This window comes from Salinimonas iocasae, assembly GCF_006228385.1.
Lineage (GTDB): Bacteria > Pseudomonadota > Gammaproteobacteria > Enterobacterales > Alteromonadaceae > Alteromonas > Alteromonas iocasae.
Genome location: NZ_CP039852.1, coordinates 2,557,123 through 2,583,637 on the forward strand (window position 1 = coordinate 2,557,123; position 26,515 = coordinate 2,583,637).

Annotated in this window: 17 protein-coding genes; 12 read left to right on the plus strand and 5 right to left on the minus strand. The window is 48.0% G+C overall.

Annotated features, from left to right (window positions below; all coding sequences use genetic code 11):
- Positions 1 to 3: 3 nt before the first annotated feature.
- Positions 4 to 1,122, minus strand: coding sequence for a GNAT family N-acetyltransferase/peptidase C39 family protein (locus FBQ74_RS11395; protein ID WP_205912254.1), 1,119 nt, complete (start codon positions 1,120 to 1,122; stop codon positions 4 to 6).
- Positions 1,122 to 2,588 carry a RimK family protein gene (locus FBQ74_RS11400; RefSeq protein ID WP_139756784.1) on the minus strand — a complete coding sequence of 489 codons (1,467 nt, stop codon included), beginning with the start codon at positions 2,586 to 2,588 and terminating at the stop codon, positions 1,122 to 1,124. The genes FBQ74_RS11395 and FBQ74_RS11400 overlap by 1 nt, the downstream gene beginning before the upstream one ends.
- 319 nt (positions 2,589 to 2,907) lie before the next feature.
- Between FBQ74_RS11400 and FBQ74_RS11405 the strand changes: the two genes are divergently transcribed.
- A complete protein-coding gene (locus tag FBQ74_RS11405; protein ID WP_139756785.1) occupies positions 2,908 to 3,882 on the plus strand; it encodes a calcium/sodium antiporter in 975 nt (324 codons plus the stop codon).
- Here FBQ74_RS11405 and FBQ74_RS11410 read toward each other — a convergent pair.
- The gene (locus FBQ74_RS11410) at positions 3,879 to 4,274 is read right to left on the minus strand and encodes a hypothetical protein (protein WP_139756786.1); all 396 of its coding nucleotides are present in this window, start codon (positions 4,272 to 4,274) and stop codon (positions 3,879 to 3,881) included. The two genes, FBQ74_RS11405 and FBQ74_RS11410, sit on opposite strands and share 4 nt — an antisense overlap.
- A 255-nt stretch (positions 4,275 to 4,529) precedes the next feature.
- Here FBQ74_RS11410 and asnS point away from each other — a divergent pair, with 255 nt between their 5' ends.
- From asnS to FBQ74_RS11450, 8 genes are all read left to right on the plus strand, one after another.
- A complete protein-coding gene (gene asnS / locus FBQ74_RS11415) occupies positions 4,530 to 5,927 on the plus strand; it encodes an asparagine--tRNA ligase (protein ID WP_139756787.1) in 1,398 nt (465 codons plus the stop codon).
- Between the two features lie 262 nt (positions 5,928 to 6,189).
- The gene (locus tag FBQ74_RS11420) at positions 6,190 to 7,338 is read left to right on the plus strand and encodes a paraquat-inducible protein A (protein WP_139756788.1); all 1,149 of its coding nucleotides are present in this window, start codon (positions 6,190 to 6,192) and stop codon (positions 7,336 to 7,338) included.
- Positions 7,331 to 8,974: an intermembrane transport protein PqiB gene (gene pqiB / locus FBQ74_RS11425; RefSeq protein WP_139756789.1), complete on the plus strand. Its 1,644-nt coding sequence runs from the start codon at positions 7,331 to 7,333 to the stop codon at positions 8,972 to 8,974. Before FBQ74_RS11420 ends, pqiB begins: the two co-directional genes overlap by 8 nt.
- Positions 8,974 to 9,561 carry a PqiC family protein gene (locus FBQ74_RS11430; RefSeq protein WP_139756790.1) on the plus strand — a complete coding sequence of 196 codons (588 nt, stop codon included), beginning with the start codon at positions 8,974 to 8,976 and terminating at the stop codon, positions 9,559 to 9,561. Before pqiB ends, FBQ74_RS11430 begins: the two co-directional genes overlap by 1 nt.
- 117 nt (positions 9,562 to 9,678) lie before the next feature.
- On the plus strand, positions 9,679 to 10,824 hold the full coding sequence (locus FBQ74_RS11435) for an efflux RND transporter periplasmic adaptor subunit (protein ID WP_139756791.1): 1,146 nt from the start codon (positions 9,679 to 9,681) through the stop codon (positions 10,822 to 10,824).
- Between the two features lie 12 nt (positions 10,825 to 10,836).
- Positions 10,837 to 13,989, plus strand: coding sequence for an efflux RND transporter permease subunit (locus tag FBQ74_RS11440; RefSeq protein ID WP_139756792.1), 3,153 nt, complete (start codon positions 10,837 to 10,839; stop codon positions 13,987 to 13,989).
- Between the two features lie 176 nt (positions 13,990 to 14,165).
- Positions 14,166 to 14,648 carry a GNAT family N-acetyltransferase gene (locus FBQ74_RS11445; protein ID WP_139756793.1) on the plus strand — a complete coding sequence of 161 codons (483 nt, stop codon included), beginning with the start codon at positions 14,166 to 14,168 and terminating at the stop codon, positions 14,646 to 14,648.
- Positions 14,649 to 14,897: 249 nt separating this feature from the next.
- The gene (locus FBQ74_RS11450; protein ID WP_139756794.1) at positions 14,898 to 17,030 is read left to right on the plus strand and encodes a M3 family metallopeptidase; all 2,133 of its coding nucleotides are present in this window, start codon (positions 14,898 to 14,900) and stop codon (positions 17,028 to 17,030) included.
- Between the two features lie 41 nt (positions 17,031 to 17,071).
- On the opposite strand, the gene FBQ74_RS11455 is transcribed toward FBQ74_RS11450, so the two are convergent.
- Positions 17,072 to 17,824 carry a sporulation protein gene (locus FBQ74_RS11455; protein WP_139756795.1) on the minus strand — a complete coding sequence of 251 codons (753 nt, stop codon included), beginning with the start codon at positions 17,822 to 17,824 and terminating at the stop codon, positions 17,072 to 17,074.
- Positions 17,825 to 18,118: 294 nt separating this feature from the next.
- Between FBQ74_RS11455 and FBQ74_RS11460 the strand changes: the two genes are divergently transcribed.
- The 3 genes from FBQ74_RS11460 to FBQ74_RS11470 all read left to right on the plus strand — a co-directional run bounded on the left by FBQ74_RS11460 (position 18,119) and on the right by FBQ74_RS11470 (position 24,263).
- Entirely contained in the window at positions 18,119 to 20,944 is a 2,826-nt protein-coding gene (locus tag FBQ74_RS11460) for a TonB-dependent receptor (RefSeq protein WP_139756796.1), read from the plus strand.
- A gap of 45 nt (positions 20,945 to 20,989) precedes the next feature.
- Positions 20,990 to 22,936: a glycoside hydrolase family 97 protein gene (locus FBQ74_RS11465; RefSeq protein ID WP_139756797.1), complete on the plus strand. Its 1,947-nt coding sequence runs from the start codon at positions 20,990 to 20,992 to the stop codon at positions 22,934 to 22,936.
- 256 nt (positions 22,937 to 23,192) lie between these two features.
- A complete protein-coding gene (locus tag FBQ74_RS11470) occupies positions 23,193 to 24,263 on the plus strand; it encodes a hypothetical protein (protein WP_139756798.1) in 1,071 nt (356 codons plus the stop codon).
- Between the two features lie 116 nt (positions 24,264 to 24,379).
- On the opposite strand, the gene FBQ74_RS11475 is transcribed toward FBQ74_RS11470, so the two are convergent.
- A complete protein-coding gene (locus FBQ74_RS11475) occupies positions 24,380 to 26,368 on the minus strand; it encodes a hypothetical protein (RefSeq protein WP_139756799.1) in 1,989 nt (662 codons plus the stop codon).
- Between the last annotated feature and the right edge of the window lie 147 nt (positions 26,369 to 26,515).

Sequence of the window (26,515 nt, forward strand, 5' to 3'; positions counted from 1 at the left end):
TGCCTAAGCGGCAGGGCTGATTATGACTGCGGTTCTGATTTTACGTTTACCATAGGTGGCAAGGCGTAAAAAGTCGTCCCGCGACAGAGGAATGTGCTGGAATTCGACGTGTTCTTCCTCGCCCGGATCCGGATCATGGATGTACACGCAATGGTCATCAACGCTGGTGATAACAACCCAATGCGGCGCTTTTCGCTTATCAAACGCATAGGTACTTATCAGGCAGACCACAGCACTATCCTTTGCTAACGCTGCTTCAATATCGTTGAACTGCCACTGAAACTGCCGGGAGATTACCCCTGCTTTTTGTGCCTGCTCAGCAAAGTCGTTTTCAACCAGCTCTATAACCTGCTTTTTGTGCTCACTTCTTACGCCATCGGTAAATAAAGGCAAGGGTTGATTAATCCAGACGTCAGTGCGAAAGCCTCGATGATGTGCCGATAATGCCAACCCCAGAGGGTGACTTCCGCCATGTCCCGAAGTCATATAAATGGTTGTTGCCTCCCGCCATATTGATAGCTCCTCATGTACAGACATTTCGCTGTTACTATTGATTGATGTCATAGCCATCATCAACGCCGCGGGACCGCAGGTAAACGCCGTAGATTGCTGATACCAGGGATACAGCGCATGCTTGCTATGCCCGGCAGGCATCCGCAATGCTTTTTGCATCCTCAGGGCATCGCTTTCGTCTTCATAATAATGGTTATAAATACCAAACTGATGAAAGCCTCGCTTTTCATAAAGCGCAATGGCTGCCTGATTGTTCACGGCAACCTCCAGACGCATAAAGGGCTTTCCCCGCAACAATGCCCGCCTTTCCAATTCGTCTATCAGGTGTCCTGCGATGCCAAGCCCGCGAGCGTCGGGGTCCACGGCAATAGAATAGAGTCTGGTTAACAGCGTTCCCCTGCGACACAGCAGCAATGCATACCCCAGAACAGGGCCACCGGCTCTGGCAAGTACAAATTCAGCATGCGGGGCACTCATGTAAAAGCGCATTCTGCGCTTGCTGAGCCTGTCGGATGTGAAGCACCGCTGCTCCAGTTGCCACAGCGCATCTATGTCGGCGTCTGTTACCTTACTTACAGAAACAGCATGGTCAGACATCATCGCTTCCATCACTTTCCTCGCTTCTCTAAACGGTCTGCAAACTCCTGCATAATAATTTCATACAGCGCTTTGCCCAGATATTTATCCTCAATACCGGCTTCAATACTGGGGTTATCGTTCACTTCGATAACAAATACGTTGTTACCGTCCTGCTTGATATCCACACCATAAAGACCATTCCCGACCACCTTCGCAGCTTTAACTGCGGCCTGAAGAACGGGGCGAGGAACTTCAAATGTTGCCATAGTCACAAAGTCCCCGGAGTCGGTATGGTCACCATCGTGGTGATAAATCTGCCAGTGGTTCCTCGCCATGAAGTACTTACAGGCATAAATCGGTTTCCCCCCCAGCACACCAATTCGCCAGTCGTAGTCAGTAAAGATATATTCCTGTACCAACACAAGGGCCGAAACACCGAGCATTTCTGTCAGCTTTTCCTGCAACTCAGTCACGCTTTCGACTTTATATACGCCACGGCTGAATGAGCTCTCAGGCAATTTAAGAACCAACGGTAAGCCGAGCTCGCTAACCAGTTTATCGCACGCGTTGGCATCAGCCTGACTGACGAACCGGCTTTTCGGCGCCGGCACATTCTGATACGAAAACGCATCCTGTAAAAACACCTTATTACAACAGCGCAAAATAGACGAAGAGTCGTCCATAACAATCAGACCTTCACGCTCTGCAGCCCGTGCAAGCTGATAAGTACTATGCTCGATAGCGGTCGTTTCGCGTATAAACAAAGCATCATAATGACCGATTTCAGCCGGGTTGAGCTGCGACACGATTTCAGCGTGGATACCGACATTCTCAGCAGCCTTCACAAAGTTCTTGAGCGCCTTTTTATCACTTGGCGGGGTAATCTCATCCGGATTGACCAGAATCGCCATGTCCCAACGTACTTTTTTACCCTTGGTGGGCGAACGCCACGCCGACCCGGCAAAGGCTGTCAGTTGTTTGACCGCATATCGGTGCATATCTGCAGGCAATGCATTAAAGCCCACCACCCTGCATTCAGTATAGCCGATGGTGGCACCCGACTCACTGGCCACATGTAGAGTTAGCTGCATAATCGGGCATGGGTACAGCGCAAAGGCGCGATGGGCAACCATCGCCAGTGCAGGCTCTTCTGTTTTACCAAATATCACAAAAAATGAGGCCGGCAGAACTGTAATGTCAGTGCTCTGTAGAGTATCAGGCAGTGTGACCCGCGGCGGCATATGACTGTCAGCAGTCATTCTCATGTCGTTGATAGTATTAACCGCCGGCAATACCCGGTGTTTTCTCGCCTGGGCCAGTAATGAACAATAGTAGCCTCGGCTTAAATACTCACTGGTATCGCACAGGTTGATGACCCGCGTTTTAGGTTCATTCAGTTTAGGGAAATTTGCCAGGTAATCGTCAAAGGTAATGACATTCAGACCAGAACTGTCAAACAGCTGGACGTCATCGGCAATAATCAGTGTCTTGTGCATATAATCTCTAAATGATTTTCTTCGTACACACCTGATACCCGTTGGTTAATGGGTGTGCTTTTGGCAAAGTGTACGGTAAGTCCTGGAATAGGAAAGCAAATTCAGTGCGGGAAATTTTGACCGTTACGATAAGTATTTGTGATAGATATCGGGGGCTAATTTATCCCTGATTGAGAAATCCCGGCCCGCAGATCAAACCGTAAAAACTTCAACCCGCGCCAATCGCTTTGGTATAGAATGTGCCTGATCAGCTGACAGTGCAGTGTGGCGTTAAAGTCTCCACAGGTCAGCGTTACCGGTTTTAAGTTAAGGAGCAGTTATGGAGTTAGCAATCGTCGCGATTTTAGTCGGACTTCCGGTTTTATTATGGAGTGCCGGTAAGTTTGTCGATGGCGCGTCCGGGGTAGCCCGGCATTTTAATGTTTCGCCCCTTATCATCGGTATGCTGATCATCGGTTTCGGTACATCGGCGCCTGAGATCATCGTTTCCGTATTTGCAGCACTTGAGGGAAACTCCGGGATTGCCCTGGGTAATGCGTTTGGCTCTAACATCGCAAATATTGCATTGGTACTGGGTGTGACGGCGCTGATAAGCCCGATTGCGGTGCGCTCAGAGATAATCAGACGCGAACTGCCGATCATGCTGGCGATTGTGTTTATTGCAGCCTGGCAATTGCTGGACTTAAGCTTATCCAAAGATGATGCATTTACACTGCTTGGGTTGTTTGTGCTGTTACTTGGCTGGAGCTTCTGGCAGGGCATGAAAGGCGACAGCGATGCATTGGCTGACGAATATAAAGAACAGATTAACAGTGACTCCACGTCAGTAAAAATGAACCTGGTGTGGCTGCTGGCCGGATTAGTATTGCTTGTGGCCAGCTCACGGATTCTGGTATGGGGAGCCATTGAAGTAGCACAGTTTTTTGGTGTCAGCGACACCATTATTGGCCTTACCGTTATCGCGGTGGGTACTTCCCTTCCCGAACTGGCATCTTCTCTGGCAGCCATCCGTAAAAAAGAGCACGATTTGGCGCTGGGCAATGTCATCGGCTCCAATATGTTCAATACGCTGGCAGTGGTAGGCCTGGCTGGCATCATCCACCCTACGCCTATCGAGCAGAGCTTTTTCTACCGTGACATTGTCATCATGCTTGTTCTGTCTGTTGCACTGTTCGTATTTTGTATCGGTCTGAAAGGACGGCAGGGACGCTTAAACCGTTTAGAAGGTGGTGTGTTTGTAGGGGCTTACATAGTCTATACCTGGTACCTCATCAATTCTGCCTTTTTGGGTTAGGTAAAAGAAAGTGTCATGACTAAAAGGGTCAGCAAACCTACTACCGTCAGTACGTACAAGTTGATGCCATAGTTATCGCCCCGGCGCCGGTTGCGCCGGATGCGTAGTAGCATGGTTGAAAGTGTCAGTATGAGGCACGCTTTGACAAGAAAAAACATCATGCCGACATGGTCCTGTGACCAGTCGGTCTGCCCTGGAATGTTCCAGAACCGCTGCACACCGGTGATAAAGTCAGGCCGGGCAAAGTGAAAAACAATAAATGCAGCGAACAGCAGGCCCCAGGCCATCACATTGATTGTCACCACAATTTTATACAGCACGTCACGCTCTCGGGGGGTGTTACGTCTGTTTACCGGCTGATCGCTTTTATCTTTATACTTCAATTGATTCAATGAACTCTGGCATCCGCTTTTGGTTTAAGTATACTAACGCCTGTTGATACGTTAGAAATCTGGCTTTGTCTTAAACCGGTTATCAAAGGGTGCAATTGCGTGCACAAAACGCGCAAAATCCTTATTGCGCTGACCCGACGGTTCACTCAGACTCATCGCGGGAACTCATTCGGTTTGATTAAACAACGGTACACTTATTGTGAGTGTGCGAAGATTTCTGGCTCTGTAAAAATTTTTAAAGACGGAGAATTCATAATGACGCATGCGCCCGTAGTCGACGTGCTTGCCGGCAAGTACGCTGTTGGCGAAACGGTGACAGTAAAAGGTTGGGTAAGAACACGCCGTGATTCTAAGGCTGGTCTATCTTTTATTGCACTGCACGATGGAAGTTGCTTTGATCCTGTGCAGGTTATCGCGTTAAATTCTCTGTCTAATTATGAAGAGGTTCAGCGCCTGACAACAGGATGTTCCGTCTCTGTTGAGGCTACGGTGAAAGAATCTCAGGGTAAAGGTCAGGCACTAGAGCTTGAGGCTGAATCGGTAGAGGTACTGGGCTGGGTGGAAAACCCGGACACATATCCAATGGCAGCTAAGCGTCATTCGATTGAGTACTTGCGTGAATACGCACACCTTCGCCCCAGAACAAACGTTATCGGTGCGGTGACCCGCGTACGCAACTGTCTGTCTCAGGCAATTCACCGTTTTTTCCACGAACATGGCTACTTCTGGATCAGCACGCCGGTCATCACAGCCAGTGATACAGAAGGCGCCGGTGAGATGTTCCGTGTATCTACGCTGGATATGATGAACCTGCCGCGCACAGATAAAGGCGACATTGATTACAAGGAAGATTTCTTCGGAAAAGAAACCTACCTGACAGTATCCGGTCAGCTTAATGTTGAAACCTACTGTACCGCGATGTCAAAGGTATATACATTCGGTCCTACCTTCCGCGCGGAGAATAGCAATACATCACGCCACCTTGCCGAGTTCTGGATGATTGAGCCTGAAGTGGCTTTTGCTGAACTGGCGGATGTCGCGCAGTTGTCAGAAGACATGCTCAAATATGTATGTAAAGCGGTACTGGAAGAGCGTGCCGATGATATGGCGTTCTTTGAGCAGCGTATTAATAAGGATGTGGTATCCAGACTAGAAAAGCTGGTCTCTTCCGACTTTGTGCGCATGGATTACACCGATGCTATCGAGATCCTGCAACAGTCTGGCAAGTCGTTCGAATTCCCGGTTGAGTGGGGTGTGGATTTATCTTCTGAGCACGAACGTTACCTGGCGGAAGAGCATGTTGGCGCGCCTATCATCATGCAAAACTACCCTAAAGACATTAAAGCCTTTTATATGCGTTTGAACGACGACAATAAAACTGTGGCGGCAATGGATGTTCTGGCCCCTGGTATCGGCGAGATTATCGGCGGCTCTCAGCGTGAAGAGCGCCTGGACGTTTTTGATGCCCGACTGGAAGAAATGGGCCTGAGTAAAGAAGACTACGCCTGGTATCGTGATTTGCGTCGCTACGGCACCGTGCCTCATGCTGGTTTTGGTCTGGGCTTTGAGCGCCTGGTTGCCTATGTTACTGGCATGCAGAACGTCAGAGATGTTATCCCCTTCCCTCGCACGCCAGGCAGCGCATCATTCTGATGAACCAGCTGCCATATTATCCCGTGATAATGTAGGTACATAAAACACATATCTGATAAAGCCGGCCATGCCGGCTTTTTTAATGGAAACGAGAAAGTAGCGCTCCTGATATATTATCCGTTATCAGCGGTCTGACTGTCGTTTCGGGCTATTGAACGCACTTAACATAATGATCTTATTGGAGGTTACAGCGATATTCTCTATTATTAAGCTTTATAAGGTGCAATGCGCCCTACCCAACCTATCCGATTGAGCAATATTAATGCATACCCAGGGGCAGCCCGTTACCATTACCTGTGAGCAGTGTTACACAGATGTGACCATACCTGCGCTGAACCATTGTCAGCAGGCATTGTGTCCTACCTGCCACCATGATTTGCTATCGTTTCGAAATGCAGGCTTTCAGCATAGCCTTGCGTTTGCATTATCTGCTTTGTTTTTTCTTGTTCTGAGCTTGCCTTTCAATTTCCTGGTATTCAAAAGTAACGGCCAGCAACACAGTATCCATATATCCGACGCACTGAATGTCCTTATTCAGCAGGACTACGTGTCTTTGGCGATTATCACAGCGCTGGCCATTCTTATCATTCCCTGCGTCGTACTTATCGGAATTGTATTTCTTTGCACCGGCTATCTGACAAACCGGCGTGCGCCCTCCTCGCGACAATGGTATAAAACGGTGAAGCTGCTGAGTCAGTGGAGCATGGCAGAAGTATTTATGGTAGGTACTCTGGTCAGTTTAATTAAGGTGACCAGTATGGCCGAAGTTAGCTTCGGGCTGTCTTTTTTTGCTTTTATAGGTTTTGCCGGGTGCCTGACGATGAGCCTGGTCAACTTTGACAAGAACCGGCTGGGTCTATGGCTGTACAAAGGACGGTTGCCAAAACCGGAACCTGTTACAAAAGATACGGCGACTATCAGTATTCAGCGTACCTGGGCGTTGCTTTTAGCTGCAGCGGTACTATACATTCCGGCCAATACGCTTCCCATCATGCATACGCAACTGTTTGGTAATGATGAGCCCAGTACCATTATTGGCGGTGTGATTACGCTGTGGCAATCTGGTTCATATCCGGTAGCATTAGTAATTCTGGTGGCCAGTGTTATCGTGCCAATTGGTAAGATCGCAATCCTGGGATGGCTTAATTTCACAGTTCAGCATCAGTACACACGAGGCAAACGCACCCGGGCCCGTTTCTACCGATTAACTGAGGCCATCGGACGATGGTCGATGATCGATGTTTTTGTGGTGGCAATTTTGGTCGGACTCATACGCCTGGGCAACACTATTTCCGTCTACCCCGGCCCCGCTGCTTTGGCTTTTTGTGCTGTGGTTTTTGTAACGATGATAGCGGCTATTACTTTTGATAGCAGACTGATATGGATAAACAGGAAAGCATTAAATGACTGAGAAGGCGCATGTGAAATCAACCCGCCGCATATCCAAGATTTGGCTGGTGCCGATTTTTGTTATTCTTGTGGGTGGCTGGATGGTCTACACACAGTGGCGCGACCAGGGCCCGCTTATAACTATTGAGCTGAAATCTGCATCAGGTATTGAAGTAAATAAAACCCCTATTAAGGTGAGAGACGTTGATGTTGGGCAGGTCAAGAAAATCGAGCTCAAGCCCGGACTTGATGGTGTTCTGGTCACCGCGCGAATGGAGGCCAGCGCTGCGCGACTGCTTACTGATAAAACACAATTTTGGGTTGTCTCACCGCGTATCAGCTTTTCAGAAGTATCCGGTCTGAATACGCTTATATCAGGCAGTTATATTGCCATGTCAGCGAATGACGAGGGCAATGAAGAACGTCAGTTCGTAGCGCTTGAGCGCCCGCCGGCTACACCTATTGGCACGCCGGGCCTGCATCTGACCCTTAAAAGCGATGACCGCTTTGCCTATAAAACAGGTGACCCTATTATTTATAAAGGCTTCAAAGTTGGTGAATTCGAGGAGTCTGAGTTCAACATAGAAGAGCGTCAGGTGTATTACTCTGCCTTTATTGAAGCGCCCTATCACAAGCTTATCACCAGTAACACGAGATTCTGGAATGCCAGCGGCGTAAAACTCCATTTAAGTTCCAGCGGTGTTGAGGTTGAAACGGGTAGTCTGGAAACATTGCTGGCCAATGGTATTACATTTGGTATTCCGGAAGATTCACCGCCCGGCGAGCGCATCACGGGTGAATCCAGTTTCAGTATTTATGAAGATGAAGCAGCGGCTTATAACACCCGCTACAAAATTGCAGCTGAATATGTATTGCTTATTGATGAAACTGTCAGAGGACTAACAGTAGGTGCTCCCGTCGAATATCGCGGCATCGAAATTGGCGAGGTAAGCCGCATCAATGCAACTGATATTATGGAAGGCAATATCCTTGATGAAGATTATCCGATTCCGGTGGTAATAAAAATCTATCCGGGCAAAGTACGCCAGCAGGATAATCAGGAGAGCCTGGAATTTGTTAAACAGACACTGCGCGGCTGGGTTGAGCGGGATCTGCGCGCCACGTTGCGCATGGGTAATCTGCTAACCGGTGGGTTATATATCGATTTACATCATGCTAAAAAAATCAGCCAGACCAGTATGGAAACTATCAATGGTTTTGAGGTGATACCTACCGTGTCTAATGAATTCACTCAGCTTACCCAGAAAGCCGATGCAATTTTGGATAAAATCAATCAGTTACCTCTTGATACACTGGTCGGTGATACCCGTGCGGTAATAGAAGATATGCAGGCAGCCGCCAATGCACTGGAGGAAACCAGCAGCGATGTGGGCCTTGTACTGGAGGACCTGGATACCAAAGCACTGAACCGTAACCTCAATCAGGTACTTACCGATGTTTCTACCCTGCTTAAGAATTACTCTGAAGGCGGCTTAAGTCAGGGCGAGATTCAGGAGACAGTAGACGCGATGCAGGAAACGCTGCGAAACCTGCAACCACTGCTACTTCAGCTAAATCAGCGGCCCAGCAGCTTGCTATTCCCCAATAACAACGGCACGGACCGTCAGCCGAAAGCGAAATCAGGAGAGCGTGAATAATGATAAGAGCAGGTTTACTGATAGCAGGGCTTATTTTGCTGGTTGGGTGCGCCTCTGACCCGGTATCACTAAATTATTATTTGCTTCATTCTCCGGTTAGTGAAGAGTCAGCGTCAAAGGAGATCAGTGACAGGCTGCGTATCGATAAGATCCGATTGCCTGACTATCTCAAACAACGCGGGCTTGCCATGCAAACCAGCCCTACCACTATTTTCTTTTCTTCACAGCACGTCTGGGCCGAACCACTGGCTGGCGATTTTCTGCAAACCCTGTCGGCAAATTTATGGCAGGACCAGGGAATCGAAGTTTTTTCTCAGAATATTTACGATAAGGCACAGACGACGGGCGTAACGCTGATCATTGATGATTTTATCGCGACCCACCAAAGCTTTGTTGTGCTCAAAGGGCAGTACTGGTTATTCCCTGCTGATGGCGAACCGGTTAGCAAACGTTTCTTCCTGCGTGCTGAGCAGCAGCAAGACGGGTTTGAACATACGGTTTTACAGATGCGTGAGCTGATTGCCCGGCTCGCACAGGAAATGGCTCAGGCTTCCCGGCTGCTGGATTCTGCCACACCTCAATCGTAGATTCAGTAACCAAACTGCCATAATAACTGCTGTTTAATATATCGTTACATTTATACCAGGTTTGTCTTATGATTCAGGAGTAGTATAAGGACAAACCTTCGATAGAAGCGATATAACATGAACTGGTTAAAAGTACTTGCCCCGGTCGGGGTTATTCTTGTTGGTATAGCGGCCACCTATGGCGTTGTGGCTACGGCCCCCAAAGAAAAAAGCAGTGAGCAGGTCGATACCCGTCCTCTGGTTATGGTGGATCGCCTCTCACCACAGAGCCATACTGTTACACTGACCTCCTACGGCGAGGTCACCCCCCTCGAATCCACTCAGCTCGCAGCCCAGGTAGCGGGTGAGGTAACCCAGTGGAGTGAGGGTTTTATTCATGGCGGTCTGGTTCGTCGAGGCGATACACTCTTTACCATTGAAAAAGATGCTTACGAAACTGCGTTGTTGCAAGCAGAGGCCGATCTTAGCGCTGCACAAGCACAACTTATTCAGGAGAAGGCTCAGGCGCGGGTTGCTGAACAGGAAGCCAGGCTGATGCCCGACACCCAGGTTACCGAGCTGTACCTGCGTAAACCACAACTGCTAAGTGCACAGGCGTCAGTTAAATCTGCCGAAGCAATGCTCAAAATTGCACAGCGAGATTTGGAAAATTGCGAAGTGAAAGCCCCCTACGATGCACTGGTTGTGTCCCGGGAGATTGGTGTTGGCGATTATGTTTCGCCGGGTACGCTGGCTGCGACAATACACAATATAGAAACTGCCGAAGTCACCTTTCCGGTAGCAGGCTTCGACAGACACCTGTTACCTGAAAACCTCTCCCGTCTGGCAGTAAAAGTGTCAACCGATGCACGTCAGTCGTCAGTTATTGATGGCTATATTCACCGTGACTCCGGAGTGGTGGATGCGGCGACCCGCCTGTCTCACCTGGTTCTTAGAATCGACGACCCTTACGGTATCGATGGTAACGAGCAACAGGTTAAATTTGGCAGTTACGTCAATATTTCATTTAAGGGTCGAACCCTACAAGATGTTTACCGAATTCCCCAGGAGTTGGTGACCAACAACCGTATCTGGCTGATGGATAGCGACAATAAACTGGTACCCCGCGATGTTGAGGTGGTGCATGAAAGCGGCAAGCACTTCTTCATTCGGGCTGACCTGGCCGATGCAAACGTGGTGATGACGCTACCTGAATACCCACAGCCGGGTATGGAAGTAAAAGTTGCACAAGACAGCGATGATCTTGTCGCACAAAAACAGTAAAGGGCCAGCCTCATGACTATGCCAATAGACACGCATCGCGGCCTTATCGCCTGGTTTGCCAGAAACTCTGTAGCAGCTAACTTGCTGATGGTATTTATTCTGCTGATGGGACTAATCAGCTTTACCAGTATCCAGCGGCAGATGTTCCCGAATATAGAGCTTAATTACATCACAATTTCAGCGCAGTATCCGGGCGCTTCTCCCCAGGAGATTGAAGAAAGCATCCTGATTAAAGTCGAAGAGGCCATTAAGGATGTCACTGAAATTGATCAGGTTGTATCCCGGGCTTTTCGTAATTCAGGCACGGTGACGCTGGAAATCGATAAGAAAGCAGAACTTACCGATGTGCTCGATAAGGTGAAATTGCGGGTTGATGGTATTGCAACCTTCCCCGCCGGCATGGAGCCGGTGAATATTTCACAACAGGAATTTGAGCAAAATGTTATCGAGATGCCTTTGGTGGGTGATGTTCCGCTTAGCGAACTGAAACCTCTGGCTAAAGAAATTGAAGATGAGCTGTTACAGCTTGGGTCGGTGTCTTTGGTTGACGTGGGCGATCCTGCCGATGAGATTGCCATTGAGATACGTCCGGATATGTTACGTAAGTACAATCTAACCATTGAAGACATCAGTGGCGCTATCCGGAATTACTCGGCCAATATATCTGCCGGGCAGTTACGGACAGAAGCAGGCTTAATATCTGTTCGGGTCGAAAATCAGTACTACCGTGGCCGCGATTTTGCGCAGATACCGGTTAAGATTGGCCAAAACGGCGCGAAGGTTCTTCTGTCAGATGTTGCTACCATCACCGATGGTTTCACGGAAGGTGAGTGGTATTTCAGCTATTCAGGCAAAAACTCAATCTACATGGCGGTAAAAGCCACCCGCACACAGGACATGGTGCCCGTAGCCGAAACGGTAAAAAATTATATTGAAAGCAAAAACAAGACATTGCCTAAAGGCATCGAGCTTAAAGTGCTTGTAGATATGACCTATTACCTTAACGCCCGACTGGAAATGATGCTGATGAACCTTGCCGAAGGGGCGCTGTTAGTCGCGCTTCTGCTGACGCTGTTTTTGCGTTTCAGGCTGGCGTTCTGGGTGATGCTAGGCTTACCCATCTGTTTTCTCGGGGCTTTCATGTTGATGCCTCTGTTCGGTGTGACCGTAAACATCCTTTCGCTGTTTGCTTTTATCATGGTACTGGGCATCGTGGTAGATGATGCAATTGTTATAGGGGAAAGCGCCTACACCGAAGTAGAAAATAAAGGTGGCGGCGTCGATAATGTTATTCGCGGCGCCAAACGGGTGGCTACCCCGGCCACTTTTGGTGTACTGACCACAATCGCAGTATTTGCTCCTTTTACGTTAAGCAGCGGTCCTGAAGGTGCCTTTTTCTACAATATCGCAGTGGTCGTTATTCTGTGTCTGGCATTCAGTCTGATTGAGTCGAAACTGATTCTGCCTGCGCATATTGCGCATACTAAATTCCCCCCCGTTAAACAGGACTCATGGCGCGCGCGTTTCAATCATCGCTTTAATGGCTTTGTTCACGGCCCGTATAAGCGACTCGTCGAGAAAGCAACCCGTTGGCGCTACTGTGTTTTTGCGCTGTTTCTTACGGTATTGATGATCAGCGTTGGTCTTATCATGGCCAATTATGTGCGTAGTGTACCCAACCCTAAGGTACCGCATGATTTTCCACAGATACGCATTGAGATGAACGAAACCGCCTCAGACAGAGCGGTGATCGATGCGCTCAAAATCATTGAGCAAACGATCTGGGATGTGGACGCTAAAATCAAACAGGAAACCGGTGCCAATATGGTGCGCGATATTCTGGCCTTTAATCAGGAACGAACGACTGGCCGGGTTGTTGCGCCGCTGGTTGATGAAGACGCACGTCCCTTTGACACCTTTGAGTTAGCCCGCCGCTGGCGTGAGGCCATGCCGGAGATCCCCGGTATGAAATCATTTAGTGTGGCTGATGATGTAAATAGCGGCGGTGGTGACGGCGAATTCGGCTTTCTGCTATACGGTGCGGATATCGATGAGTTGAATGCTGCTGGCAGAGCATTTATTGCCATGTTGCAGCAACAAAAAGGGCTCTACGATGTCAGCTCCACCATCGACCCTGACAGCAAAGAAGTGCAGCTGACGCTGCGTCCAGTAGCGTACGATCTCGGTATTACGCTATCAGATATTGCCAATCAGGTCGGCGCCGGGTTTTACGGCGGCGAAGCACAGCGTGTGATTCGTGGCGGCGAAGAGGTGCGCGTGATGGTGCGCTATCCACAGCTTACCCGGGAACAGTTCTCTGAACTGAAATATTCGGTCATAAAAACACCAGCCGGTCAGGATGTGATGCTCGGTGACGTGGTGAACCTGGTCGAAGCACCCGGCATCAGCTATATACGCCGTGAAGAAGGCTATCGTAGTGTTTATGTCTGGGGTTCTATTGATGAGGAAGCCGTAGAACCCGATGCGGTTATCGACGACGTTTATAAAACCCACCTGCCTAAACTGAAAGAGGATTTTCCTTCAGTGCTAACGCAACTGGGCGGCGACATTGAAGAGCAACAGGCGCAGCGTAACGAGCAACAGATGTTCTTTTATGCTGCAATGATTATGGTCTACGTCCTGCTGGCTGTACCGCTTAAAAGCTACGGGCAACCGCTGATTATCATGTCTGTTATCCCCTTTAGTATGACCGGTGCGATCTGGGGGCATTTTTTGTTAGGTCTGGACTTATCAATGATGTCTTTCTTCGGCATCATTGCGGCGGCCGGGGTTGTGATTAATGACTCGCTGGTGATGACCGATTACGTTAACCAGGCGCGCCGTGAAGGGTTTAGCATCTCAGAGTCAGTGACTCGTGCCAGCACAGCGCGGTTCAGAGCAATAACCCTGACATCCATCACTACCTTTGCGGGCGTGTTACCTATTCTGTTTGAGACCAGCCTGCAGGCAGCTTTTGTTATCCCGATGGCGGCTGCACTTGGCTTTGCAGTGATGTACGCAACGCTGGTCACACTAATATTGGTGCCTTGTTTGTACATGATGCTGGAAGATGTAAAAAGCGTAGTAAAAAGGCTGATAGGCCGAATGCGCAAAAATAGCAGTCAAAAGCACCACGATACTGCGCCATCTTCGCAGACTCCATAAAATATCGTGGATGATTACGTGAGAATCGATGCTGGCTAACCCCCTGACAGGCTCAAAGAAAAATAAGGCCCCCATTCATTCAGGGGGCTTTTTATTTACTCAGTCGCAAGGCGCTGCTTTTTTTCCCGGGAAGATGTTAGTCTCAGTTAACCTGAATAGCCTGGGAAACATACCCTATGAATAACTATACAATCCGGCCTGCCCAGCAAGCCGACGCCTCGCTGATTCTGAATTTTATTGTTGAACTGGCCCGTTATGAAAAGGCCGAAGACGAAGTAGAAGCCAGTGAAGAAGATATCAGGAATACGTTGTTCGGTGACAAAGCCACCTCACACTGCCTGATTTGTGAAAATGACGGCCAGCCAGTAGGCTTTGCCGTATATTTTTACAACTATTCTACCTGGCAGGGCCAAAACGGCCTATATCTGGAAGATTTATTTGTCAGCACCGACGAGCGGGGCAAAGGCGCAGGCACCGCACTATTAAAATATCTGGCACAGCATGCCGTTGAGAATAATTGCGGCCGCTTCGAATGGAGTGTACTGGACTGGAACAAGCCAGCCATAGACTTTTATGAGTCCATCGGCGCAAAACCCAAAAGTGAATGGCTGGGTTATCGCCTGACCGGCGATGCGCTGACCCGGTTTGCAAACAGCTGATTTTCCCGATTAAAAGCTGATGAGATATTTCATCAGCTCGCCAATCTGTTCCGGTACATAGCCGGTAACAACTTTATCCTTTTCCGACAATACATTACCTACCATTGTTGTTTACATCTTTACGCCACTACGACAGGATAAAGACACCGATTACTAAGGCCAGCCTGATTGAGACGTTCCGTCTGCATGCTAAAGTAATCTGCCTACAACATAACAACTGGCCATCAAGTCAGTGAAATGGAGCAATCAATGCAAAAAACAATTATAGCCACTGCAATTGCAGCAGCGATGGCGCTATCGGCATGTACCAGTAGCCAGGATACCAATAACGCTAAAGCCATGGCTGAAAGTCAGCAGAGCAATACCGACAACGTTCTGATGAGAAAAAGCACCCTGCCCTACCAGACACCTGAATTCGATAAGATTAAAATCACAGATTACGAGCCAGCTTTTAATAAGGGCATGAAGGAACAAAGCGCTGAAGTAAATGCTATTGCAAACAGCTCTCAGCCTGCGTCGTTTGAAAACACGATACTGGCGCTTGAAAACAGTGGCGAACTAATAAAACGCACGTCCAATCTGTTCTTTAACCTTTCCAGCATTGCCTCCAGCGATGAAGTGCGCCGCATTGAATCGGAAATGACGCCTCGTTTGACCGCGCATGAAGATAACATTTACCTGAATGATGCATTATTCAAACGCGTTAAAGCCGTTCACGATAACAAGTCTTCATTAAGTGATATCGATCAGCGCCTGACTGAATTCTATTACAAGAAATTCGTTCGTGCCGGCGCTAATCTCTCCGAAGCAGATAAGTCGACCATGCGTAGTCTGAATGAGCAGATTTCGACACTGGAAACTCAGTTTTCACAAAACATTCTGGCTTCGTTTAAAAATGACACTATCGTCATCAAAGATGAATCAAAGCTTGCCGGGTTATCAGATAAAGAAAAAGCGAACCTAAAATCTGCAGCCGAGAGTGCAGGTAAACAGGGTTATCTGATTTCGCTGGTCAACACCACCCGCCAGCCCATCCTTGCCAGCCTGGAAAACCGCGAATTGCGCAAGCACATATGGAAAACATCTGCTAACCGCGCGATGAATGTGAATGCCCCCATTATTTTGAAACTGACAAAATTGCGGGCACAAAAAGCCAAGTTACTGGGTTTTGATAATTGGGCATCCTATAAAATTGATGACCAGATGGCGCAAACGCCTGAGAATGTTTTTGAAATTCTGGATGACCTGGCACCTAAAGCTGTGGCGCGCGCTAAGCGTGAGGCGGCAGATATCGAAGCCATCATGCACGAAGAAGGTGTGCAGGGTTCCGTGAAGCCCTGGGACTGGGCATTTTACGCTGAGAAGGTACGTAAAGATAAGTACGATTTTGACGACAGTCAGGTAAAACCGTATTTTGAGCTTAACAGTGTACTGGAAGAAGGCCTGTTCTTCGCAATGAATAAACTGTACGGCATTCGTTTTGAAGAGCGCAACGATTTACCTGTTTATGTGGACGATGCCAGAGTATTCGAAGTATTTAACAGCGATGATTCAAGCATCGGGCTGTTCTTCTTTGACCCTTACGCGCGCGAGGGCAAAGCCGGTGGCGCGTGGATGAGCGAGTTTGTAACACAGAGTTTCCAGAATAATCTGAAACCGGTAGTCTACAATGAGCTCAACATCGTTAAGCCAGCACCCGGGGAGCCGACACTGCTTTCTTACGATGAAGTCAGCACGTTGTTCCACGAGTTTGGACATGCTGCCCATGGCCTGTTTTCTCAGGTGCAATACCCCAGCCTGGCAGGTACCGCTACAGCCCGTGATTTTGTGGAGTTTCCTTCGCAGTTTCACGAAGACTGGGCTATCGACCCTGAAGTACTGGCAAATTATGCAAACCACTACGAAACCGGCGAGCCTATTCCACAGGCGCTGCTGGATAAAATGCTTAAAGCGGTAAAATTCAACCAGGGGTTCAATACCACTGAATACCTCGCCGCTGCATTACTGGATATGGAGTGGCACATGCTGGATGCCGACGATAATGTCAGTAATGTTCAGCAGTTCGAGCAAAAAGCGCTGGCTGCTCACGATATTGACTACGCGCCGGTGAAGCCACGCTACAAGTCTAATTACTTCAGCCACACGTTCGCGGGCGGTTATTCAGCATCTTATTACGCCTACCTGTGGACAGAGGTACTGGCTGCTGATGCATTTGCCTATATGGACGATAACGGTGGCTTGAGCCGTGAGAATGGTAAAAGCTATCGACAGGAAGTATTGTCAAAAGGTAACAGTGAAGACCTGATGGAAAATTATGTCGAATTCAGAGGGCAGAAGCCTGAAGTTGATGCGTTATTGGAACGCCGCGGCCTGAAAGACTAATTTAACAAAAGCCCGGTTCGCCGGGCTTTCTTTTTTTTGTTTTATCCCAGCAGTCGCTCAATGTAGGGCCGAACAGCTTCTACGGTTTTACAGTGATTCGGAATGGAAGTTGACTGATAACCATCGCCTAAAAATGCGCGGTCTTTCTCAATCAATACGCCGGTATCGCTACCATTGTCTACGAATGTCACCTCCAGTTCTTTAGCACCAAATAAAGAACGCGACTCAGGCTTAAATTCATATTCCTGATAACAGGGTAAGTGAGATACAAATTCACGGGCCCTGACATGGCCTGCTTCAATATCTGATTTGAACAGCCGGTAACCGCTATTGCTGATAAATTGCAGCACTGCCATTTGTGTATCGGAGGGCAGGATTGTTAACGGATCTTTATCGCTGCCGTCTATACCGCTTTTAATATCCAACCCGGTTTGCAGCCAGACCTTCCCGATACGGTGGCCAAACAGTTCGGTAGCTGGTGCTTCAGGATGCAACTCCAGTGAAAACTCGTTAGTTAGTGTCTCACCCGGCTGAACGGTCAGATCGAAGCGTTGGTTCCAGTGCTGCAACACCACGCTTTTATTATATTTTACTTCGCTGTCACCCACATCGGCTTCCGCTTTGGCATCTGCCATAATCGCGAACTCCAGGCCTTTGATGTGTTGCTCAACTTCACCGCCCTTAATCACCACCTCAATATCAAACATCTCACCGGCACGTAATTGGTCAGACTTAAGAATCGCATCAACAGTAGCCTTACCAATGCCCACCCGGGCTAACAGATTTTTCAACATAGCATGTCCTTGTTTCAGAAATTATCAAAATGCTATCAGCGCATACCCGGGGGCTCAAATTTAGAATGTAACGAAATACTGCACTAACGAAAGCAATATCTCTCGTTCACCTCTAACTGGTTCCTTTTTTTAACTTTCTGTTGACAGTAAACATTAAGTTAACGTAACGTTAATTGTATTACAATAATATTGTACTTTTGTTATATGCGTCATCACTTCTGACCAGCGTCGTGTTTTATTCAATAATTCTGTTGTTCAGCTTTCGAAAGATAATCTGAAAGAATAGGTCTTACTATGAAATCTAAATTGCACGCTACCCACCCTTCTGTATCCTCTCCGCGGCTTTCGCTCACCGCACTTTCAATTGCGCTTAGCCTGGGTAGTCTGACCGTCCACGCACAGGAGTCGAGCGACGCGCAAGAACAGGATGTTGAGGTTATTCAGGTAAGTGGTATCAGAGGAAGCTTACAACGCTCTGTTTCATTAAAAAGAAACTCAAACCAGATTGTTGATGCCATCTCGTCAGAAGACATTGGTCAGTTTCCTGATACCAACCTGGCAGAATCATTACAGCGTATTTCAGGTGTTGCTATTGACCGTAGCGGTGGTGAGGGTCAGTCAATAACAGTGCGTGGGTTTGGCCCTGAATTTAATACGGTGTTACTTAATGGCAGAAGACTGGCATCGGATACAGGTGCCCGCTCCTTTAATTTTGATGTGCTGCCTGCCGAACTGGTATCTGGTGTAGAAGTTTATAAGTCTCAACCTGTACATTTGGATGAGGGAGGTATTGGATCTACGGTCGTGATGAGAACACCGCGTCCGTTAGATTATGACGGTTTCAGGGCTGTATCATCGATAAAAGCACAGTACGAGGCGCTATCAGATGAAACCAGCCCTCAGTTTTTTGGCATGGTCAGTGACACATTTAACGTTGATACAGTGGGCGTGTTAGTTTCATTGACACAGCAAAAGCGTCAAAACCGGATAAACCGCCTTCTTACTGACGGATATCTGGTCCTCAACCGTGACGATATGACGAATATTGCCGGTAGCCTTGCAGAACAGGGATACGGTGCAGATGAGCAGTTTTTCTTCCCGCAAAACCTGAATATTAGCCCGATTCATGAAAATCGCGAACGCACCACCTTTAGCTCCACTTTCCAGTATCGTCCTTCACAGGATGTAGAGTTTACTCTGGATGCGATGTACAGTGACTTTGAAGTTGAATCACACACCAGTAACGTCGGAATATACTTCACTCCAACACTGATATCTGACGCCACGTTCGATTCCAATAATGTGGCGACCAGCGTTACCGAAAACAGAAATGCCGACGCTACCGAGGCACAGCTCAATCGTCCTACGAACCTATATGCGGTGGGCTTCAACGCTGATTGGTGGATCAATGATCAATTCAATTTATCATTTGATACATCCTGGTCAAAGGCTGACTCTGGCGGAGCGGAAAATACTGACGTCGTAGTCGCGGGGATCGGGATTCAAGACGAAAACTTCAGTACTGTTTCTTACGACGACAATGGCTACCCTACTGTAAGTGGCGTGAGCGATGAGGCATTAAGCGATCCAAGCCTGGCCAGAGCCCATTTTACATTGCGTGGTACTGGCGGCGGAGTGTTTGGGGGCGGACAGGATTTTGAGGATGAAGTGTTTCAACAACGCGTGGATGCAACCTGGGCTGCGAATAAAGAGCATTTGGTGGAAGTCACGTTTGGCGCCCAGTACTCAAAACAAGATCAATCGCTAACCATCAGGCTTTCGCCGGACAACGTACTGTGTGCTTACTGTGGCTTTCAGGTAGATGTCCCTGATTCGCTATTCTCACAAACAGGGATCGCCAATGATTTTTTAGGGGGGATAGGGAATCTTCCTTCCAGCTGGGTATCTTTTGATATTGATGAGTTTATCAATTACCTGGAGTCCGACGAGGCGATGACAGCCAGAAACAATGCGCTGGGGCTCGAAGCAGGCAGCACGGCTGCATTACTGGAACAGTCCGGCGGTTTTGATTTGGCGGTAAGACCCACCTCATCACAGGTTGAAGAAGAAATAATGGCTGGCTACATCAATGCCGTATTTGAAGGCGAATGGAGTGGTATGCCATGGACCTGGAATGTCGGAGCCCGTTATGTTCATACAGAAACGACTGCCATCGGGGTGTCGCAGATTCTGCAGGATTTGACATTTGCCGCTGCAGACTTATACACGCCCATACTTTCTGGCGAAGAAGAAGTCTCCCAGACCAATACTTATGATTACTTTCTCCCAAGTACCAACATTAAACTCAATATCACCGATGAGCTGGTGGGAAGGATAGCGTTATCCAGAACAATGACGCGGCCGCCGTTGGGCTCACTGTCTCCCAGAACAACACTCGGCGCAACCCGGCCCGGTAACCTGTCGGCCAATAGCGGCAACCCAGACCTGCGTCCTTTCGTCGCAGATAATCTCGACGTTACCCTGGAATGGTATTACAGCGAAAGTGGCTATCTGACTGCCGGCTATTTCAGGAAAGATGTGGAAAACTTTTTGGTTAGTACGGTCGAAAACAGAAGTTTTCCAATAGTCGATTCTGAAAATCTATTTGAAGGTGATCCTGTCTTCGAGGTTAGTCTGGTAGACAACGCAGAAGAAGCAACCGTGGACGGTATCGAACTGGGTGCGCAATACACCTTCGATTCTCTGCCTGGATTCTGGAGTGGGTTTGGCGTTACCGCCAATGCCACTATGGTAGACAGCAACGCCGAACTGGATGTGGGTGATACCACCCAGACTTTCGCGTTGGTGGGATTAGGCGATACCTACAACCTCATTGCATTTTATGACAAAGGCCCTTATCAGGCGCGGGTGGCATGGAACCGTCGCGATCGATTCCTGCAAACAGCACGTGGCTTTGGCGGCGAGCCGACTTACGTGGCTGAATACGATCAAGTCGATGTACGTGTCAGTTATAACATTAACGAGGATATGCAGGTCTTTTTGGAAGGCATTAATGTCACCGATGAAAAAACCCGAAAGGAAGGCCGCTACAGCAATCAAATTCTGCTACTTGAAGAGACCGGCCCTCGATACACCGTCGGAATTACGGCTTCTTTTTAACGGCAAAAGACAACCCGATACTGATATTTTCTACAAGGGACAAACATGAAAAAAGCAATAGCTGGCATTCTATTAACGCTGACAGCATCCGGTGCTCAGGCGGCACTCCCTGTCACCGTGACCAGTCCGGACGGCAATATTGAGGTGGTAATAAACAACTCCAGTGACGGGCCGCATTATACGGTTAAACTGGATAACCAAACTTTTTTGGAGCCATCATCACTGGGTTTGAAAACATCGCTAGGTAATTTTTCAAACAATCTTACCTACGTTTCGCATAAAGACACTCAGCAAGATAAACATTACGAGCTTATGCACGGCAAGGTGAGTAATGTGCATTATCAGGCAAACGGTGCAGTGATTACTTTTACTGGGAAAGACGATATTCAGTTAGAGGTTGAATATCGGGTCAGTAATCGGGACGTGGCGTTTCGGTACAGGTTATCCGGTCCGGAGACGCTGACAAGAGTCAAGGTGCTGGGTGAGGCAACCACCTTTAACCTGCCTGATGAAGCGACCACCTTTATCACACCACAAGCCTTGCCTGAGACCGGCTGGATGAAAACAAAACCCAGCTATGAAGAGCCTTATACCTTTGATGCGCCGGTCACTGATTCTTCTACAAACGGCGTAGGATATACATTCCCGGCCCTGTTTAAGAACGCTCAACGTGGCTGGCTTTTAATTTCTGAGACAGGTGTGGACAGTACCTATGTTGGTTCGCGCCTTGGCGAAAGTAACGACAAAGGTGTATTCCCACTTGCTTTTCCTCAAGAGGGCGAAAATTCCGGCATCGGAAGCACGTATGCTGCGATGTCGATGCCCGCTGTGACGCCATGGCGTACTATTACGCTGGGCAGTACGCTTGCTCCAATCGTAGAAACCACGGTGTCTTACGATCTGGTAGAGCCGCGCTACGCTGCTTCTCAGGACTATGAGATGGGGAGAGCAACCTGGAGTTGGATTGTCTGGCAGGATGACAGCATAAACTATCAGGATCAGATCAAGTACATCGACCTTGCCGCTAAGCTGAATTTTGAATATGTACTGATTGACAATTGGTGGGACCAGCGAATCGGGCGGGATAAAATAGAGAAGCTTGTAGATTACGCCAGTGATAAGGGCGTTGGCATTATTCTCTGGTACAACTCGAACGGATGGTGGAATGATGCCCCCCAAACCCCACAGCATAAGATGAATACCAGCCCGGCCAGAAGAGAAGAAATGGCATGGTTGAAAGCGATTGGCGTAAAAGGGCTGAAGGTCGACTTTTTTGGCGGCGACAAACAACAAACCATTCAGTTGTATGAAGATATTTTCACCGACGCCAATGATTTTGGCCTGACGATAACCGTCCACGGTAGTACATTGCCACGTGGCTGGGAAAGAATGTACCCCAATTTCGTCACCTCAGAAGCGGTGTTAGCATCAGAAAATTTAGTGTTTGAACAAGATGCACTGGATAAGCATGCGTTTAATGCGACCATCCTGCCCTTTACACGTAATACCGTAGCGTCAATGGATTTCGCGCCTGTCTTTCTCAATGACCGGCTTTCTAAAGAGCAAAAATCAGGGACAATCAGAAAAACCACCGATACCTTTGAACTCGCTACGGGAGTTCTGTATTTCTCTCCGATTCAGCATTTCGGCTTAACGCCTAACAATTACCATGAGCAACCCGATTACGTGCTTGAGCTATTGAAAAAAATGCCAACTGTCTGGGATGAAACAAAATTTATAGCCGGAGCGCCTGGGGACTATACTGTGCTAGCACGCCATAAAGACGATAACTGGTATATTGCAGCTGTTAACGGTGAAGACAAAAAGAAATCGATTGATGTTAATTTGCCAATGCTCTCAGGCAAGACTGTAACGATGTATTACGACACTCCTAAAGGCAATACCAAATTAAAAAAAGTGACCATCAGTAAAGATGGAAATTTCTCGATGACCCTTCAACCTCAGGGTGGAATAGTAATTACTTCAGGGTAAGGGCTTCACTGCGTATACTATCCTCCTTTCATCTGGCAAAGCAGCCTCATCAGGCCTTTGCCAGTTGTCTGATCTATCACGATCTAACAAAGCGCTCACTGTCCTTCACATCTGTATTACCGCGGAATTTTAATCAACACTCCTGAACTTTTATCAGCCCTGTCACCGTAGGCTTACTCAACCAGTACAATTTGTGCTCAGAATTAACACATTGAATTTCTTCGCTGACAGCGTTGGTTCAATGCAAGGTGAATAAATGAAATTATGCTTATCGATACTCTGCACGTTTTGTTTTTTGTATGGCAAAAGCGCTCTGGCTGAATCTGACAACTTATCTGCAGCCGCAGCAGACGTTGCAGGCAAAAAAATATGTGACCGATTGCAGCATCGTTTTCGGGGCCTACAACACAAAAAGGAAAACGGTGACGAGGCTTATATTGGCACGCTTTGGATACACTCGTGTGACGTCGCCTATGATGAAAGCCAGCAAAATACCATGACACTATCACTTGGCATAAATGGGTGGCGCTGGCTGGACAGAGAAAAGGATGTGCTGGGTGCTGATTACAGCACTGATGAGTTTGCCCGGTTTGAAGTTGATGTAGATTTGACCGGAGAGGTAATTACCCAATACGAGCCGCAATCGAAGCGCTTGGCCCTGTGGTTCAAGCCTCTCAATTCACCAGAAGTAGATTTTAAGGCAAGCGGCGATGTAGATATTGATAAGGAAAGCATGTGGGGGTCAGCCCTTGCCGGCGCAGCGACCCTGGTTGGTCAGTCCCCGGACACAATAGCCGATGAAAAGCTGGCCCAAAAGGGTGAACAGCGATTTATGGACAAAATTGCAGAAGGCTTCAGTGCAGCAATCGATTTTTGTTCAGGGAAAGTCGTTTCTGAACTTGGTCAACCCGACCAAAAGAAACTACTGGGCAAGCTCGATACAAAGCAAACCCCTGACTTCAAAAACGTAGATTTAGCCCCGTCCACATTTTTGCTGTTTGGCCCTTATGGGGAGCAATCTCCTGCCCTTAACCTGGTGCTCAGGCAAGACAAGTCGGACAACTTTCAAAGTAAACTAGTTTGTGTCGATGATGCAGTAAAACTGGCAAAGGCATATATGGCAGGTAGTGATCGCACACCTGATGTGCCCTCTGTAGAAATGATTAGGAAGGATGCTGAAAATGGTGATATTTCACTGACAGGAAAAAGCCAGAATTGCCCGGTTGTTGCTATGTTTGCCTCAGATAAAAACGTGAAAAAGCACGCCGCGTTTAAATTTAAGGTACAGGATAATGATGACCCCAAGCCGTTGGCGGTATGTAATTAGCGAGATTTAATAACACCTATCTCAATTAATTATACTGGTTTTTGATTTCACGCCCTGTCGCCTACCGGCCGGGGCAATCAAATAATTCACAAACCTTATGGCCCTTCTAAGTTTGCTTACGCGGTTTCCGTATCCTTCACCTCATAAATTTCCAGCCAGTCAGCTGTTTCGGTAATTGATTGGGCGGTTAATTCCCGAAGTAAGTTTTCAATCTCTTTAAACGTTAATGTCGCGCTGTCCAGCGCTGAAATTTTGCAATGGTAACCTAACAAGACCTCCCGGGCGCTCAGGCTTCGCTGGGCAGATATCTCAAACTCGGCGTGATTGCGAATTGCAAATGCCGTGGTACCGATAACAGGTAACCAGGCAGCCAGCAAACCGCATAGTTTCGAGACAGCGTAAAATTCCGGTAGATATTGAGTCAGTAAGATCTTGGCCGCGACAACGATAATTGTTGCGATGAACATGCCTTCGCTAATCCTGGCCAGTCGCCTGGCCATTTGCTTTGTAGCAATAGCATTGTGTGTATGGTAGTGATATTGCTCGTGTATCCAGTGTTTTTGTGTAAAGTTCAATGCATCGGCTAAATACGCCTGATCCATCTTACGCCCGGAGAAACCTGTCCAGCGTAAAACGGTTTCCGTGTAAAGATACGCCCAGCAGCGCTCAGGACCACCGTGCCCCAGAAGGTTTCGCCCCAGCACCTCTTCACTGTCTCTGAATCGGCGCATGGGGAAATGACTGCTGAAAATTGATAGGAATAATGTTGGCCGCAGAAACTCAGCAATACAGCGATACTCAAGCCAGCGGTCGTGCAGCCGGGTATAGTGATCACGCTTATACAGAAGGTAGATCAGTAGTAATAGCAGCATTTCAATAAAAGCGCAGAAAAGCGCTGTTTTTCCATATATAGCAGGATCGGAAAAAGCGATAGCCAGCGCTGCCACAATCAGTGCCGCCGCACCAAACAAATAGATATACATAAACGTGCTGCGATGCATTGAAGCATAAAAACCGGCAAGGCGGTCAGCGCGTAGATAGGCCGCAAAATAGGCGTGACTGGCTGGTGAATAAAAGCGCCCGGGCTGCGGCGAGCCCTCATCTTCGGTTAGTTTTACCGATGGCGGCAATTGTGCTTTGTCATGATGGATTTCCTGCTTGAGCTTATCAGAAGAAATGAGCAGTTTTTTCAAACATGCAAAGCCATTGTGTAGCGGGCTATGGCGTCCGCGTATCATATGAATAGGACCACGGTCATTAAAATTTGGCCATACTTCAGAACTCAGCGATAAACCCGGTTCGGTGGCAAACACTTTAAAGCGCTGTAAAATTCGCCAGGTGAGGTCGTTTTTTTGCGTTGTTTCTGGTGGGCTCAGTAATGTATCAAATAGCAAAATATGACTTAGCCATTTGTGCAGCGAGGACGCAGTAAAAGGTTCAGTGATGGTTTCGCCATTTTCTCTGTGTAAAAAATAAAGCTCACAGGCATGCTCAATGTCAATCCAGATTACCGGAATCTTCTCAGACAATGCGAGTTTTGTCGTCCAGGCAGTACCGTAGCCTCCTTTGTCCTTGCCATCATAAAGCGCTATCAGTACATCACAGTTTTTTACCAGCACCTCAGCGCAGTCCCGATAGGCGATATCAGCATTATCGCGCCTTCCATCTAACTCAAGAACTTTGGATTCAGCTGTCCCATAATGCGCTTTTTTCAGTAACTCAAAAAAAGTATTCTGGCTATAAAGATCAAAATCTTTGGCATATTCATGAGCCTCGAAAGGCAATACACAGGTTAATTCGTAATCCTGTTTGACCAGCGACGGATCCAGTAAAAGTCGGTCAGCGCCATCGGCCATAGAGGAAGTAAGCCTGAGTAAAGGCTCTGCTTTTGCGTACAATGTCTGTGCATGCTCATGCTGATAACAGCGCTTTAGTTGCGAGTTTATATGGCTATAAAGCGTAGTAATCTGCCTCGTCAACGTGTCGTTATTCCGATTGATACTGGCGTGTTCGCGATGGCCCGCCACGCCTACTCTCAGGGTCATCGGAACCAAAGGAGAATCTGCAAATTGCTGGTAGAGTGAGGTGGTTGCGCGGTCAGGCATAATCAGTGTTCATTAAAGATTGTCCGCTCACTGGTAGTAAATTCGTAGACTGACAACTGCCCGGCCACTGACTATCGTCAGTCAGGACCACGTCACTGAAAGCCTGTGTAGCGTGAAAGCTAATGTGGCTGGTTAATTTTTGAACTA

What these genes read in the sequence shown, in the direction of transcription:
- FBQ74_RS11395 (WP_205912254.1), bottom strand. Translation starts at nt 1,122, where the DNA reads ATGGAAGCGATGATGTCTGACCATGCTGTTTCTGTAAGTAAGGTAACA.
- FBQ74_RS11400 (WP_139756784.1), bottom strand. Translation starts at nt 2,588, where the DNA reads ATGCACAAGACACTGATTATTGCCGATGACGTCCAGCTGTTTGACAGT.
- FBQ74_RS11405 (WP_139756785.1), top strand. Translation starts at nt 2,908, where the DNA reads ATGGAGTTAGCAATCGTCGCGATTTTAGTCGGACTTCCGGTTTTATTA.
- asnS (WP_139756787.1), top strand. Translation starts at nt 4,530, where the DNA reads ATGACGCATGCGCCCGTAGTCGACGTGCTTGCCGGCAAGTACGCTGTT.
- FBQ74_RS11420 (WP_139756788.1), top strand. Translation starts at nt 6,190, where the DNA reads ATGCATACCCAGGGGCAGCCCGTTACCATTACCTGTGAGCAGTGTTAC.
- pqiB (WP_139756789.1), top strand. Translation starts at nt 7,331, where the DNA reads ATGACTGAGAAGGCGCATGTGAAATCAACCCGCCGCATATCCAAGATT.
- FBQ74_RS11430 (WP_139756790.1), top strand. Translation starts at nt 8,974, where the DNA reads ATGATAAGAGCAGGTTTACTGATAGCAGGGCTTATTTTGCTGGTTGGG.
- FBQ74_RS11435 (WP_139756791.1), top strand. Translation starts at nt 9,679, where the DNA reads ATGAACTGGTTAAAAGTACTTGCCCCGGTCGGGGTTATTCTTGTTGGT.
- FBQ74_RS11440 (WP_139756792.1), top strand. Translation starts at nt 10,837, where the DNA reads ATGACTATGCCAATAGACACGCATCGCGGCCTTATCGCCTGGTTTGCC.
- FBQ74_RS11445 (WP_139756793.1), top strand. Translation starts at nt 14,166, where the DNA reads ATGAATAACTATACAATCCGGCCTGCCCAGCAAGCCGACGCCTCGCTG.
- FBQ74_RS11450 (WP_139756794.1), top strand. Translation starts at nt 14,898, where the DNA reads ATGCAAAAAACAATTATAGCCACTGCAATTGCAGCAGCGATGGCGCTA.
- FBQ74_RS11455 (WP_139756795.1), bottom strand. Translation starts at nt 17,824, where the DNA reads ATGTTGAAAAATCTGTTAGCCCGGGTGGGCATTGGTAAGGCTACTGTT.
- FBQ74_RS11460 (WP_139756796.1), top strand. Translation starts at nt 18,119, where the DNA reads ATGAAATCTAAATTGCACGCTACCCACCCTTCTGTATCCTCTCCGCGG.
- FBQ74_RS11465 (WP_139756797.1), top strand. Translation starts at nt 20,990, where the DNA reads ATGAAAAAAGCAATAGCTGGCATTCTATTAACGCTGACAGCATCCGGT.
- FBQ74_RS11470 (WP_139756798.1), top strand. Translation starts at nt 23,193, where the DNA reads ATGAAATTATGCTTATCGATACTCTGCACGTTTTGTTTTTTGTATGGC.
- FBQ74_RS11475 (WP_139756799.1), bottom strand. Translation starts at nt 26,368, where the DNA reads ATGCCTGACCGCGCAACCACCTCACTCTACCAGCAATTTGCAGATTCT.